The organism is Alkalibacterium sp. f15, assembly GCF_049389645.1.
In the GTDB taxonomy this organism is placed as follows: domain Bacteria; phylum Bacillota; class Bacilli; order Lactobacillales; family Carnobacteriaceae_A; genus Alkalibacterium.
Genome location: NZ_CP186540.1, coordinates 150,816 through 164,773 on the forward strand (window position 1 = coordinate 150,816; position 13,958 = coordinate 164,773).

Annotated in this window: 13 protein-coding genes; 2 read left to right on the forward strand and 11 right to left on the reverse strand. The window is 36.2% G+C overall.

What is annotated here, in order from left to right; genetic code table 11:
* Window positions 1-9: 9 nt before the first annotated feature.
* Window positions 10-252 carry a DUF896 family protein gene (locus ACO1PF_RS00815; RefSeq protein ID WP_423189489.1) on the reverse strand — a complete coding sequence of 81 codons (243 nt, stop codon included), beginning with the start codon at window positions 250-252 and terminating at the stop codon, window positions 10-12.
* A gap of 219 nt (window positions 253-471) precedes the next feature.
* Between ACO1PF_RS00815 and lexA the strand changes: the two genes are divergently transcribed.
* The gene (gene lexA / locus ACO1PF_RS00820; protein WP_423189490.1) at window positions 472-1,107 is read left to right on the forward strand and encodes a transcriptional repressor LexA; all 636 of its coding nucleotides are present in this window, start codon (window positions 472-474) and stop codon (window positions 1,105-1,107) included.
* Window positions 1,108-1,172: 65 nt separating this feature from the next.
* Here the strand turns inward: lexA and ACO1PF_RS00825 are convergent, their stop codons facing one another.
* The 9 genes from ACO1PF_RS00825 to yihA all read right to left on the reverse strand — a co-directional run bounded on the left by ACO1PF_RS00825 (window position 1,173) and on the right by yihA (window position 10,612).
* The gene (locus ACO1PF_RS00825) at window positions 1,173-1,685 is read right to left on the reverse strand and encodes an adenine phosphoribosyltransferase (protein WP_423189491.1); all 513 of its coding nucleotides are present in this window, start codon (window positions 1,683-1,685) and stop codon (window positions 1,173-1,175) included.
* Between the two features lie 29 nt (window positions 1,686-1,714).
* A complete protein-coding gene (recJ, locus tag ACO1PF_RS00830; RefSeq protein WP_423189492.1) occupies window positions 1,715-4,024 on the reverse strand; it encodes a single-stranded-DNA-specific exonuclease RecJ in 2,310 nt (769 codons plus the stop codon).
* Between the two features lie 104 nt (window positions 4,025-4,128).
* On the reverse strand, window positions 4,129-4,992 hold the full coding sequence (locus ACO1PF_RS00835) for a DegV family protein (protein WP_423189493.1): 864 nt from the start codon (window positions 4,990-4,992) through the stop codon (window positions 4,129-4,131).
* 36 nt (window positions 4,993-5,028) lie between these two features.
* Window positions 5,029-5,385 (reverse strand): LapA family protein, encoded by a 357-nt coding sequence (locus tag ACO1PF_RS00840; protein ID WP_423189494.1) that lies wholly within the window; start codon window positions 5,383-5,385, stop codon window positions 5,029-5,031.
* A gap of 74 nt (window positions 5,386-5,459) precedes the next feature.
* Window positions 5,460-6,251, reverse strand: coding sequence for an SDR family NAD(P)-dependent oxidoreductase (locus ACO1PF_RS00845; RefSeq protein WP_423189495.1), 792 nt, complete (start codon window positions 6,249-6,251; stop codon window positions 5,460-5,462).
* Between the two features lies 1 nt (window position 6,252).
* A complete protein-coding gene (rnz, locus tag ACO1PF_RS00850; RefSeq protein WP_423189496.1) occupies window positions 6,253-7,191 on the reverse strand; it encodes a ribonuclease Z in 939 nt (312 codons plus the stop codon).
* Between the two features lie 20 nt (window positions 7,192-7,211).
* On the reverse strand, window positions 7,212-8,507 hold the full coding sequence (obgE, locus tag ACO1PF_RS00855) for a GTPase ObgE (RefSeq protein ID WP_423190474.1): 1,296 nt from the start codon (window positions 8,505-8,507) through the stop codon (window positions 7,212-7,214).
* Between the two features lie 372 nt (window positions 8,508-8,879).
* Complete coding sequence (locus tag ACO1PF_RS00860) at window positions 8,880-10,007, reverse strand: hypothetical protein (protein ID WP_423189497.1); 1,128 nt, start codon at window positions 10,005-10,007, stop codon at window positions 8,880-8,882.
* On the reverse strand, window positions 10,004-10,612 hold the full coding sequence (gene yihA, locus ACO1PF_RS00865) for a ribosome biogenesis GTP-binding protein YihA/YsxC (protein ID WP_423189498.1): 609 nt from the start codon (window positions 10,610-10,612) through the stop codon (window positions 10,004-10,006). The genes ACO1PF_RS00860 and yihA overlap by 4 nt, the downstream gene beginning before the upstream one ends.
* A 616-nt stretch (window positions 10,613-11,228) precedes the next feature.
* Here yihA and ACO1PF_RS00870 point away from each other — a divergent pair.
* The gene (locus ACO1PF_RS00870) at window positions 11,229-12,569 is read left to right on the forward strand and encodes a dihydrolipoyl dehydrogenase family protein (protein WP_423189499.1); all 1,341 of its coding nucleotides are present in this window, start codon (window positions 11,229-11,231) and stop codon (window positions 12,567-12,569) included.
* A gap of 97 nt (window positions 12,570-12,666) precedes the next feature.
* Here ACO1PF_RS00870 and clpX read toward each other — a convergent pair whose 3' ends face one another.
* Complete coding sequence (gene clpX / locus ACO1PF_RS00875) at window positions 12,667-13,920, reverse strand: ATP-dependent Clp protease ATP-binding subunit ClpX (protein ID WP_423189500.1); 1,254 nt, start codon at window positions 13,918-13,920, stop codon at window positions 12,667-12,669.
* Window positions 13,921-13,958 lie beyond the last annotated feature (38 nt).

Sequence of the window (13,958 nt, forward strand, 5' to 3'; positions counted from 1 at the left end):
CGTGATTGCTTAGTCGCGGTTATGAATCCCTTTTTCTTTTTGAATTTCTTTAACTTTATCGGGGGTCACATCATTACCATCCGGATCGACTACTTTTATGCCCTCTATCTGGTTTCGCATACCAGAACGAAAAGCTTTTATATATTCTTCTCTCAAGCCTTTTTGTTCTTGTTTCTCTTCTTCTGATAATCCGTCATTTCTTTCTTTTCTTACCAATTCATTAATACGGTCAAGTTTTTGTTTTTCTAACATATTATCCTCCTTATATCATTTCAGGTACGTTATGTTTCACATTGTTCATCATACCATTTGTCATTAAAAAGTGACAGTTTTAGATGATATTATCATTCATTTTTCTTCATCTTTTTTCTTCGAACATTCGTTTGATTTGAAGCCTATACTGTGCTATACTTTAAAAAAATACAGAACGGTTGTTCCATTTAATTAACATATTATAGAGAGGGTTTTAGTATGAGTACACGAGGTCGTAAAGGTGAGAAACAACTAGAAATTTTGAATTTCATCCATAAACAAGTAAAAAAGAAGGGGTATCCACCGACTGTTCGAGAAATTGGTGAAGCTACCGCACTGTCGTCTACTTCTACAGTACACGGTCATTTGGCACGACTAGAAAAGAACGGGTATATCATACGGGATCCTTCGAAACCTCGAGCAATTGAATTTACTTCTGAGGGACTAGATAAACTGGGTATTAATATGGACGAGGATAAGATTCCTCTTCTGGGAATAGTGACGGCTGGTGAACCCATTTTAGCTATTGAAGAAGCCACAGACTACTTTCCTATCCCTAGTGATTTGGAAATAGAAAAAGGTAACCTCTTTATGTTAACCATACGTGGTGACAGTATGATGGATGTCGGTATTTTAGATGGTGATCAGGTTATCGTCCGCAAGCAAGAATCTGCAAACAATGGGGACATTGTCATCGCTATGACTGATGAAGATGAAGCTACCTGCAAACGATTCTTCAAAGAGGACAATCACATCCGGTTACAACCTGAAAATGAAACAATGGATCCAATTATACTTAATCATGTCAAAATTTTAGGTAAAGTCATCTCGCTTTATAGAAGTCACATTTTTTAATCCATTTAATTTAAATATTGATACTAAAAAAGCCGTCCTCCATATGGAGGACGGCTTTTTTAGTATCAATATGTCATTAATGTGAAAATATCATAGCCTTTAATTTTATCTCGGCCTTTTAAAGCTTCCAATTCAATAAAGAATGCAGCACCGACAACTATTCCACCAAGTTTTTCCACGAGTTTGATTGTCGCAGCTATCGTTCCACCTGTAGCAAGTAAGTCATCTGTTATTAAAACTCTTTGTCCAGGTTTAATAGAATCCTTGTGCAGTTGTAAAACATCATTGCCGTATTCTAATCCATAACCTACTTCAATAGTGTCTCTCGGTAATTTCCCTTTTTTTCTGCAGGGAGAAAAACCAATTTCTAATTCATAAGCAACAGGACATCCAACGATAAAACCTCTGGCTTCTGGACCAACAATCATGTCGACACGTTTATCTTTGGCGTATTCAACAATTCTATCTGTTGCAGCTTTGTAAGCTTCTCCATCAGCCATCAAAGGTGAAATATCTCTAAATATAATACCTTCTTCTGGAAAATCGGGAACATCAGCGATATATTTTTTAAAATCCATTTGTCTTCCTCCATCATTTGAATCGTTCATCATTGATTTTTCAGGTAAGCAAGCAATTCTTTGAAAGAACTATAGACGAGAATTTCTTCAGCCTCTATTTGATCTAACCTTTTTTTATAAGTAATCGTATCTTCCAAATTTTTCTTAGTTGGATGAGACACGATGCTCAACTTACCATCTTCTATTGTAACAAATTCGTTCTCTAAAAACACCATCAACATAAATTTTATTGTGTCTTTATCTAAATGCATACTCTTGACCATTTGTTTAGTGTCTTGTGCCAGTACTATTTCTTTTTTTGTTATCAGCCATTTATACAATTTTTGAAATTGATGCTTTTTGGGCATCCCTTTCATGTAGTAGTCATTGGGCGAATGGAAATATAAATACAGCGGTTGAGATTGATACGTCTGATAAATTCGTCTGAAATCCTTAATATCCTCAGGGGTATCCACTACTATGACGGGCACACCCGTAGGAATCTCCATCAAATCAGCTTTTGCTTCGAAGATTTGATAAGTGGATTGCTTGTCAACTGTCTGTATCCAGCGTTTGGCAACGGTCGATTGGAAAAACAGAAAATGAACATTTGACGTTTTAAACATTTCTTCTTTGATCGTACTTTTCCGCTGATCGATTATCAATGGTTCATTTGAGTTATAATCCAAGGCTTGCAGCTGGACTTTTCTGAAACCATTCCACTCATTGATCGAGATATAACCGATGATATCAATTTCAGGTGATGATTTGAGTATGTCAGACCAATCTGCGCTATTAAATGCAATCATATCCATTTGTTTATTATCTCTAGTTAAGGTCGCCTTAAAGTGTGTTTGATTGGCACCGATTTTTTTAGAATTCTCTGGCAAAACAGACTCGATCTTAAATAACGGTTTTATATTCTCTTGACCAAAGGGTCTCAACAAATCAATTTCTTCAACTAACTGTGTGTCAATTTCATCCCACTCAATTTTCGCGTCGACTTTAAAGACTTTTTCACTAGGCAGTTTGCTCAGGCTTTTCTCTGCTTTTCTATTGACTGCATCGGTAAATTCCCCTAAATAATCACGATCTAAACTCAAACCACAAGCCATCTCGTGACCACCGAAACTTTGAAGGTTGTCTCTGAATTCATTTACACACTCATATAGATTGAAACCTTCAATACTTCGGCCTGAACCTTTTATCTTGTCTTCCGATTCATTTATAGTTAAGACAAGTACAGGTTTATGGAATTTTTCTGAGATTTTACTTGCAACAATTCCTAAAACACCTTCATGCCAATTTTTTTTGGCTAAAACCAAGAAAGACTGTGATTGTTTTGTTTTTGCCAAATCTAGTGCTTCTTGAGTGATTTTTTCGACGATTTCTTTTCTCTCGTCATTCTTCAATAATATTTCTTTACTCAACTTGAATGCTTTTTCTTCATCAAAAGTTGTTAATAAATCCACGACTAACGAAGCATCACCTAACCGGCCGACAGCGTTGATCGGGGGAGCAAGTTTAAAACCAATCAATTCCTCATCAACTGTTTCAGGTTTTATGTCAGAAACTTGCATTAATGCAAGCAACCCTAAACGCTGTGTTTGTTTCAAAGCTTTCAGTCCAAAATAGGCTATTGCTCTGTTTTCTTTTTTTAAAGAGACTAGGTCAGCAATGGTTCCGATAGCTGCTAACTCTAAAAAGTCTGTTGGACATTCGCCGAGTAGTGCATGTGCGACTTTCATACTTACTCCTGCACCCGATAAGTCCGGTGTAGAATAGTGTTGCTTTGGATGTCTCGGGTGAATGATGGCAAATGCATTTGGAAGCTCTTCTGGACATTCATGGTGGTCAGTCACAATAACATCAACATCTCTAGCTTGAGCATGTGAAATAGCTTTGTGTCCCGAAATGCCGTTATCAACAGTTACTATCAACTGTGTTCCGCTGTCTATGATCTGATCAAATGCGTCCACGTTTGGACCATATCCCTCTTTAAAACGATTTGGAATAAAATAGTCGACCTGGCCTCCTAGCAATTCAACGGCCTCGTATAAAATAGCCGTGCTCGTGACACCATCAGCGTCATAATCACCGTAGATAGTTATTTTTTCATTGTTGGACACAGCTTTTTTAATTCGATCCACAGCTTTTTCCATGTCAAAAAACAAGAATGGATCATCGATCCAGTCTATGTTAGGCTCAACGAAATCTAGAATAGCTTCTTTAGTATTTAAGCCTCTAGTAACGCATAAACGTATAAATGTTTTCGATTTATTCAGTTCGAGTGCTAATTTCTCAATTAATGATTCATCTGCTTGTTTATCTAATTTCCAAAATGTTTTACTGTTTTGCATGCTTTCACTCCTCGTATTACTCACAGAACTTAATTATAACAAAAAAAAAGACACAATAAAGGAAGACTTTATTGTATCTTGTTTAAAATTTAAGTTGATTAATATTAATCCAGAATTTGAACGCCAATACCGATCAACCCAGGTCCGGTATGAACGCCTAAAGCAGGACTGATTTGATCATAATAGAAATTTTCGAAATTCGGTAATTTTATTTTCATTTCTTCACGAATATCTTCAGCCTCTTCACGGGCAGTTTCGCCACCATAGGCAATAGCTAGATTATATTTATTGGATCCCTTGGCAAAATCTTCAACTAAATCAATCGTTTTTTTGATCGATTTTGTTTTACCTCTAACTTTAGCTACAGTATGATAAATACCTTCTTCGTTACAGGTAATGATAGGTTTTAAATTCATCATGCTTCCAAGAACGGACTGAACCAAACCAATTCTTCCACCTTTTTGCAAATATTCCAAAGTAGGTACATAGAAAAAGACTTTTGCTTTTTCGATACCTTCTGTTAAATTCACTTTCAAGGTTTCCCAATCTACTCCACGATCCACTTGCAATGCTGCTTCGGCAACTGTAAATCCGGAAGCAATGCCAATGTTTTTTGTATCTAGAACGAATATTTCTAAGCCTTCATATTGTTCAGCAATTACACGAACCATATTATTGGTTCCGCTTAAACCACTTGATATTGTAATAGCTAATACTTTTTCGTAACCTTCAGCTTTAATGCCATCAAACATTTCTTTGATCATTTCACCGTCAGGCAAAGACGTTTTCGGAATTTCTTTATCCATACGCTGATAAACTTCTTCAGCCGTGATGGTTACCTTATCAATGTATTCACCATCGTCAAAAATGATTTTTAACGGGATTACTTTTACATTGTATTTTTCTTTTATCTCTTGAGGTACATCCGAACCCGAATCAGTTAGAATAGCAATTTTATTATCATTCATACTTTTACCCCCTACTTAAATTGACAAACCATTATATTACAGTATATCATTTTCATCTGATCGAGTCTCTGCATCAACTTTGTCATTCTGAACTGTATCAGTTTTTTTCTTACCTGAACGTGTTCTTCTTTCAGACGGTGCATCAGCTGTCATTGAAGAACTATCAGACTCCTGATGTTTACTCTTGCGTTGATCTGTAAACATCTTGTACGTGGATAGCAGCGTTGCAATTAACGCACCCAATAAGACCGAAACAAAAATAATAACTATTAATGGCCACTCGACTACAGCAAATCCAAAATTAACTGGTACAGGATCAACATTTAATACAGATAAAATAGAGATACCTAAAAATAAAACAATTGCCCCAACCATACTCCATTGTTTTTTCATTGAATATTCCTCCTATACATCATTTGTTATACTTAAGAATAACATATAGTACGCATTTATTACATTAATATATATCATTTTCTGTCAAATAAATGTTCAATAAAAAAATCCCCAATTGAAGGAAACAATGAATAAAATCTTGATGAGAATTCCAGCATGACTGGTAAATTGACTTCTCTTTTGTTCGTCCCAATAATCTTTATTGTCTTCTCAGCTACAACTTCAGGCGTTAGAACTAAAGGTTCTACTTTTTCGAGATAGCTGCCTTTTGGATCGAATTTATCAAAAAATGCGGTATCAACGGGTCCAGGATTTATAGTTGTGACCTGGATATTATGCTCTTTGAGTTCTAATCTTAGAGCGTTACTAAATCCTATTACTGCAAATTTAGTTGATGAATAAACTGCTGATTTTGGTGTCGCAACCTTACCGGCAATTGAAGCAACATTGATAATATGACCGGATTCATGCTCTGCCATATTTTTAGCCACACATTGGGATAAGTACATCAATCCTAATACATTAACTTTGAACATGTTTTCAACTTTAGAAAAATCACAATCAATGAATTCCTCTGAAAGTCCGTAACCCGCATTATTAATCAATACATCTACTTTATTCAGTTTTAAATAAAGTACCTCAACGACACGATCTATTTCGCTCAAATTAGAAACGTCTAGTGGACAGACAATTACATTTACACCATATCGCTCTACACATTCTTGTTTGACACGCTCTAACTGATCTTTTCGTCTTGCACTGAGTATCAATGTAGCTCCTTTACGGGCTAATCCATAGGCAAGTGCTTCACCTATACCCGATGAAGCACCAGTAACCCAGACAACTTTGTCTTTTAATGATTTCATTTTATTCCTCGTCTCTTTTTAATGGAATAGAAACTTCAGTAAAATCACTCATCACGAATGTATTCGGAAAAAGGGTTTGTGCTTCTTTCTCCATTAATTTACTGTCAGCATAGAGGTATCTTGCACTAATATGTGTCAATAAAAGTTTTGAAGCCTTGGCTTTTTGTGCAACTGCAACAGCTTCTAGGTTTGTAGAATGATTGTAACTATGAGCTAATTCCATATCGGAATGAATAAAAGTACTTTCATGAACCAGTACATCCGCATTTTCTGCTAACTCTATACTCTTTAAGCTGAATTTAGTATCGCCGAGAATTGTAACGATCCGACCTTTTTGTTTGGGGCCAACAAAATTTTCACCGTTGATTTCCTGCCCATCTTCTAATACGATCGTTTCACCTTTTTTTAATTTACCAAACATAGGTCCAAAAGGAACCCCAATGGCTTGAAGTTTATCAGCCATGAGTTCTCCTTCTCGATCTTTCTCAACAATTCTATACCCAAATGAAGGAATTCCATGTTGCAATCGTTTAGTTGTAACTAAAAACTGATTGTCCTCAAAGATTATTCCTTCATTTTCGATTTCAACAAACCGAATGCCATATCTAATATGAGATTGTGAGAGTTTTAAAGACATGGTTACATACTGTTTAATTCCTTTAGGTCCATAAATAGTTATGGCTGACTCTCCACCTTGAAAAGCTCGACTGCTTAAAAGACCCGGAAGACCAAAAATATGATCGCCATGCATATGTGTAATAAATATTTTTTCGATTTTTCTTGGTTTTATAGTCGTTTTCAATATTTGCTGTTGCGTTGCTTCTCCACAATCGAATAACCACAAAGCATTTCTTTCATCTAGTAACTTCAACATCATGCTTGAGACATTTCGATGTTTAGCGGGGACACCTGATCCAGTCCCTAAAAATAATAATTCCATATGCCAATCCTTTACTACTTTTATTCTACAAAATTAAACTCAAAATCATCTATTCTTACTATATCGTCATTTTTTGCACCACGGTCTCTAAGAGCTTGATCAATACCCATCCCTCTAAGTTGGCGTGCAAAACGCATAACAGATTCGTCAAATTGGAAGTTAGTCATTTTATATAATTTCTCGATTTTTTCTCCCGTAATAACCCATGTACCATCAGGTTCTCTCGTGATTGAATAATTCTTGTTTTCTGGTATGAATTTATATAAAACTCTTTCTTCTTTATCTGTTTCGTCTTCATACATTGGAAATTCTGGTGTTGTTTCCAGTAAATCTACAGTGCGAGACATGACAGTATTCAAGCCTTTTTGAGTAAGTGCAGATACTTCAAAAACTTCTACATCTTCGTTTGCTTTTTTTAGCTCTTTTTTAAATTTCGCAAGATTTTCTTCAGATTTAGGCATATCCATTTTGTTGGCGATGACTAACTGAGGACGTTCGCGTAATTTCAAGTCATACTGTTCCAATTCTTCATTAATTGTAAAGTAATCGTCAATAGGATTTCTGCCTTCAACCCCACTCATATCTATCACGTGTAACAATACGCGTGTTCTTTCAATATGTCTTAGGAACTCGATACCTAAGCCGACACCTTGTGATGCACCCTCGATTAAACCAGGCATATCTGCCAAAACAAAACTTCTACCGTCCTCTGTATTAACCATTCCAAGATTCGGTACAAGCGTTGTGAAATGATATGCTCCAATCTTAGGGCGTGCTGCAGAAACAACAGATAATAACGTTGATTTCCCAACAGAAGGAAAGCCTATTAAACCTACGTCTGCCAACACTTTTAATTCCAATTCAATTTCCTTGTCTTCTCCTGGCTCACCGTTTTCTGCTATTTCAGGTGCAGGATTACTTGGTGATGCAAAACGGATGTTGCCTCTACCTCCGCGTCCACCTTTAACGATGACTGCTTTTTGCCCGTTATCTGTTAAGTCTGCATACATAGTCCCTGTGACAGCATCTTTAACAATTGTGCCTGGGGGAACTTTTACGTATAAATCTTTTGCTCCTCTACCATGCATCCCTTTCGACATGCCGTTTTCGCCATGTTTTGCTTTGAAATGACGATTATAACGGAAGTCCATCAGCGTTCTTAATCCTTCATCTACTACAAAAATGATGTCTCCGCCTTCTCCACCATCTCCACCTGCCGGTCCACCGTCAGGAATATATTTTTCTCGTCTGAAAGTTACCATGCCATCTCCACCACTACCGGCTTTTACGCTTACTTTAACTTGATCTAAAAACATTGACACTTATATTCCTTCTTTCTATAAAACACTCAACTGTCATCTATTCATTTTACACTAAATGACAGGTGATATCTAATTGGATTTACTGTGAACTGCATCGGCACCGAAGTACCGAGCTTCTGGGAACAGCCAAAACTTGTCCGCGTAGCATTTCAACTTGTAGACAGCAGTTCAGGCTAGTTTGCCAAGGCTCATCCCGAGCCAATGTTCAGCTATTTTTAGAAGGTCCAGACTTGGGTGTCGTCTTTACCTACTAGAATTATCATACCCAAATCAGGAATCTTAAACAAGATTCATCTCTCAGTTAACACTGGGGATTCTCGCTCTGACACTCATTAAAAAAATAAATCATAAGGTTTATGATGCTCCTCAAACCTTATGACTTATTTTTTTAACGTAACTTATATTATGGCTAGTATCCTTATTTACAGGTATACGAATGGTATCTTTTTCAGCGATATAATTGAATTTCATCATAAAATCATTTGTCTGATTTGTTAAATACTCATCATAAAAAGATTTAGCGACTTCGATTTTTTCATTTGAATAATCGCTCCCCGAAGTATCATCAATTTGAGTATAACTCAGTGTTTGATAGTTAGAAAAAACTGTTTCATCCTGAGCTCCACTTAAATCTATTATAAGCTGTTTTTTTGCGGTTGGTCTCATTTCATACATGTCTTCTAATAATTCATGTGATAACCAGGCATTTTTTATACTTGAACCAATAATCACAACATCTGCTTTCGACAGTCGATAAACAAGTTGACCTAAATCGACAGATTGGATATGGTTTCTCCAAGCAGAATTATTCGTTAAGGCTAACCAGTTGTCAATATTTTTGATCAGCTCTCTGGATTTTTCATTTCTCTCAAGAAAGGTTAAATAAGATTCAGTTTCTCTAATTAGATACTTCACCATTTGAGTAATCATTTCATTATTCCCAATGATAAGATAATTGATATCTTTTTTTACAGGAAAATGACTTCTTATCTTTTGAATAGCTTTCGGTACTTCTCCGTTTATCAAAGGATATAAAGACTCTTTATCATAGAGTGACAATGAAAAATCTATAGCCGCATTAAACAATTCAAACAAAACATTTCCTACGGTTCCATATGTCACGCTTTCGTAAAGCGCTTGTTCCAAATCATTAATGGATTCTGACGTTTCATTTAAAATGCTCGTCAAATCAAATAAATGCTTGGTAACATCATCGTTAAACATACTATACGTCTCCAAAATAATTTCTTCTAATGGTTTTCCAGTATGCCGTGATAAATATCTTAGTAAATCACCGTGTTTAAAGGTTTTTTCATCTATATATAAATAATATTCATTTCTGTTATTGGTCGCAACCAATGCCAGCTCAACCACTCCGTCAAATATGCTGATATCATTTAAATGACTAAGACGCATCGATTTATTCAGACCATACTTATGAACGTCATCATAGGATACAGTATCGCGATTCACACCATACATAATCAGTTTCATGCACTATCATCCTTTGGTAAGTGAGCTAATATGGCATCCCAAACTTCTTGACGTCCTTCCTTCGTAAATGAAGAAAAGGTAAAAAGCTTATCAGAAGGGGCTACATTTAGAGTTTTCCTAATGATACTTTCGTGTTTATTGTGTTTTGACTTTTTGATTTTATCTGACTTTGTAGCCACAATGAACACTGGTACATTGTAATGTTTATAAAAATCATACATTAACATATCATGTTCCGATGGTTCATGTCTAAAATCGACGAGCAATATGCCCAAAACAAGTTCTTCTCTTGTCGCGAAATAATCCTCCATCATGTGGCCCCATTTTTCCTGTTCTGCATTGGAAGCTTTGGCGTAACCATAACCGGGGACATCAACAAAAAAAAGTTCATTTTCAATATCAAAGAAATTCAAGGTGCGTGTTTTCCCGGGTTTACCGGAAGTTCGTGCTAAGTTTTTTCGATTAACCATTGTATTTATAAATGACGATTTCCCCACATTAGAACGTCCTGCTATTACGATTTCTGGTAAGCCATCTTCTGGATATTGAGAAGGAGAAACTGCACTAATTGTAATTTCAGCATAATTTATATAATCGCTATTCATTCATACCTCTCCTCAATCTATTTAATAAAACACTTGTTAGTATACCATATTTCCCGAAAACATAAAGGTTTACATTAAAAAAAAGTTACAATTATGTATTGTGTTACATACAAGTGTCTATTTCGATATAGATACTGTCCAATGTTAGTCTTTCCCTCATGAAAAGTTGCACAGTTTAAACACAAATTTCACCCCCCATTTTAAATTTATCGGACTTATTTCACTAACAACCTTTTCCCTATCTTATTCACCGGAATGTGCTTTACTACATTATATCAATGAATAATGATAAACTAACATCAATAGAGGGCAGTTTGAAAGTTTAACACAAATCATTTGATAGATTAAGAGGATAGACTAACACCCTTATCGAAAAAAATTTTTTTTATATTACTTCCTTAAAGTAGAAGGCGTTCGTTAGCTTCACCCATATATTGGTTCTCTAGTTACATTTTCTTTTTTAAATTAATATTGTTTAGAGTTGAAGTGTTTCATCTGTCAACTCTTAATCAATGAAGCTCTCTCGCTTTAATACCACTAACTTTAACTATCTACTCAGATCTGTATACATTCACAAATGAACAAACATACTATTAAAAATTGGAGATGATTCTTGATGAAAAACACCTACGATGTTGTCGTGATTGGTAGTGGTGTCGCTGGAAAATCAACTGCTTTTGGACTAGCTTCCGCTGGAAAAAAAGTAGCGATCGTGGAAGCAGATCTATGGGGAGGCACTTGTCCAAACCGAGGGTGTGATCCAAAAAAAGTTTTAGTTTCTGCCGTAGAGGTTAGAAACAAAGCAATGCATTTGATGGGAAAAGGAATAACTAAAGTCCCTGAGATCGACTGGCCAGACTTGATGGCTTTCAAAAAAACATTCACTGATCCCGTTCCTGAACAAAGTAAAGAAAGCTTGAAATCGGCTGGTATTGAGACATATACTGGTACTGCCAAATTTGTGGATCAGCTAACTATACAAGTGAATGATGATTTGCTGGAAGCTGATCGATTTGTCATTGCCACGGGAGCACGTCCAAACTTACTTGATATTACGGGGTACGAACATTTCCTTACGAGTGATGATTTTCTTTCACTCCCAGAAATGCCAGATACCGTCACTTTTATTGGTGCGGGTTATATTGCTTTTGAATTCGCAGCTATCGCTAATGCTGCAGGAGCAGATGTTCATGTTATACAGCACAACAACCAACCACTTAGGGAATATGACCAGGAATTCGTAAAAGAAGTCATGACACAACTTGAAGCTAAGGGTGTAACGTTTCATTTAAATACTGGTGTCACAAAGATTGAGAAACAATCCACTGGTTATGTTTTAACCGATAATAATGGCTTCCAGTTAGCCACAAATTTAGTGTTTGGCACAACTGGTCGAATACCAAATACAGATAATCTGAATCTAGACAAGGTCAAAGTTGAATATGATAAAAGAGGTGTCAAAGTAGACAACCGCCTACAGACAAGTAACCCGTCTATCTTTGCTATCGGAGATGTCCTTTCTAAAGAGCAACCAAAACTGACTCCAGTTTCAAGTCTCGAAGCCAGCTACCTCGTTTCACTGCTTACGGAGAAGACTACAGAGCCATTATCCTATCCAAGCGTACCAAGCATTGTGTTTTCTAGCCCGAAATTGGCTCAAGTAGGTGTAACAGTTGAAGAGGCCAAAAACAACAAGAATAAATATGACATTTCAGACCTAGACGCGACCACCTGGTTTAGCTACCGTAGAACAAATGAACCCGTATCAAAAGCCAAAATGATCATAGATAAAGAATCTGGTCTTCTGATGGGTGCAACTTGTTTGAATGATGAAGCGGATGAGTTAATAAATTATTTCAGTCTGCTGATCGATAGAAAAATTACAGCAACTGATCTTGCAGATATGGTCTTTGCTTATCCAGCTATCGCCAGTGATATTCCTTATTTTTATTCTTGATCGCACGAATCGATAAAAAGCCTGCTAGAACCGAATGCTATCGGTTTTAGCAGGCTTTTTATAAAGAAATCTCAATCAAAAAAAATATAAACCTTAATTAACTGACCATTTCCCCATCTTTATCGTAGAACACAGGGTGTTTCTTTGTTTCTACAGTTTCTTCAGTGATGCGTACTTTCTTGATCTCTGTTCGACTAGGTATTTCGAACATGATATCCATCATAATACTTTCAATGATCGAACGCAGTCCTCGAGCACCAGTATCTCGCTCGATTGCCTTTTTACCTATACTACGTAGAGCATCTTCTTCAAATTCCAACTCAACGTCATCAATTTTCAGAAGTTTCTGGTACTGTTTAACTAAAGAATTTTTCGGTTTTGTTAATATTTCAACTAAATCATCTTCATCTAATCTATCCAGTACAGCAGTAATTGGTAAACGACCGATAAATTCGGGAATCAATCCAAATTTCAAGAGATCTTCAGGAATAATTTGTTGAATAATGCTTCCTTTATCCTCTGTTTCTTTACGCTGAGTTGATGCACCGAATCCAATAACTTTGTCGCCTAAACGATTTTTAACGATTGTTTCGATACCATCAAAGGCGCCACCAACGATAAACAGAATATTCGTTGTATCAATTTGAATCAACTCTTGATGTGGATGCTTTCTTCCGCCCTGAGGAGGAACACTCGCTGTTGTTCCTTCTAGAATTTTAAGCAGCGCCTGTTGTACGCCTTCACCACTAACGTCACGGGTAATTGAGACGTTTTCAGATTTACGTGCTATTTTATCTATTTCATCAACATAAATTATTCCGCGTTGAGCTAACTCAACGTCGTAATCAGCTGATTGTAAAAGTTTAAGAAGGATATTTTCTACATCTTCCCCAACATACCCTGCTTCTGTCAAGTTCGTAGCATCTGCTATCGCAAACGGAACATTCAAGATACGTGCGAGAGTTTGAGCTAAATACGTTTTACCTGATCCAGTTGGACCGATCAGACAAATATTACTTTTTTGCAATTCGATATCATCTTCATCATTATTTTCTAAACTATTGATTCGCTTGTAATGGTTATATACCGCTACGGATAATGTTTTTTTCGCAGACTCTTGACCAATAATGTATTCATTTAAAATTTCTCTTATTTCAAATGGTTTAGGTACGGTCATTTCACCTTCAAACGATTGTTTGCTAAACTCTTCTTCCATTATTTCTTGACATAAATCTACACATTCATTACAGATATAAACTCCAGGACCAGCTACAATTTTTTTCACTTGATCTTGAGATTTTCCGCAAAAAGAACATGAAATGTTTCCCGTTTGTTCTTCTTCATTAAACATTAAGTTGGCCACCTCGTTTCTAGGTTGTTCATCTTTCG

Coding starts and splice junctions, on each gene's coding strand:
- ACO1PF_RS00815 (WP_423189489.1), bottom strand. CDS start 252: ATGTTAGAAAAACAAAAACTTGACCGTATTAATGAATTGGTAAGAAAA.
- lexA (WP_423189490.1), top strand. CDS start 472: ATGAGTACACGAGGTCGTAAAGGTGAGAAACAACTAGAAATTTTGAAT.
- ACO1PF_RS00825 (WP_423189491.1), bottom strand. CDS start 1,685: ATGGATTTTAAAAAATATATCGCTGATGTTCCCGATTTTCCAGAAGAA.
- recJ (WP_423189492.1), bottom strand. CDS start 4,024: ATGCAAAACAGTAAAACATTTTGGAAATTAGATAAACAAGCAGATGAA.
- ACO1PF_RS00835 (WP_423189493.1), bottom strand. CDS start 4,992: ATGAATGATAATAAAATTGCTATTCTAACTGATTCGGGTTCGGATGTA.
- ACO1PF_RS00840 (WP_423189494.1), bottom strand. CDS start 5,385: ATGAAAAAACAATGGAGTATGGTTGGGGCAATTGTTTTATTTTTAGGT.
- ACO1PF_RS00845 (WP_423189495.1), bottom strand. CDS start 6,251: ATGAAATCATTAAAAGACAAAGTTGTCTGGGTTACTGGTGCTTCATCG.
- rnz (WP_423189496.1), bottom strand. CDS start 7,191: ATGGAATTATTATTTTTAGGGACTGGATCAGGTGTCCCCGCTAAACAT.
- obgE (WP_423190474.1), bottom strand. CDS start 8,507: ATGTTTTTAGATCAAGTTAAAGTAAGCGTAAAAGCCGGTAGTGGTGGA.
- ACO1PF_RS00860 (WP_423189497.1), bottom strand. CDS start 10,007: ATGAAACTGATTATGTATGGTGTGAATCGCGATACTGTATCCTATGAT.
- yihA (WP_423189498.1), bottom strand. CDS start 10,612: ATGAATAGCGATTATATAAATTATGCTGAAATTACAATTAGTGCAGTT.
- ACO1PF_RS00870 (WP_423189499.1), top strand. CDS start 11,229: ATGAAAAACACCTACGATGTTGTCGTGATTGGTAGTGGTGTCGCTGGA.
- clpX (WP_423189500.1), bottom strand. CDS start 13,920: ATGTTTAATGAAGAAGAACAAACGGGAAACATTTCATGTTCTTTTTGC.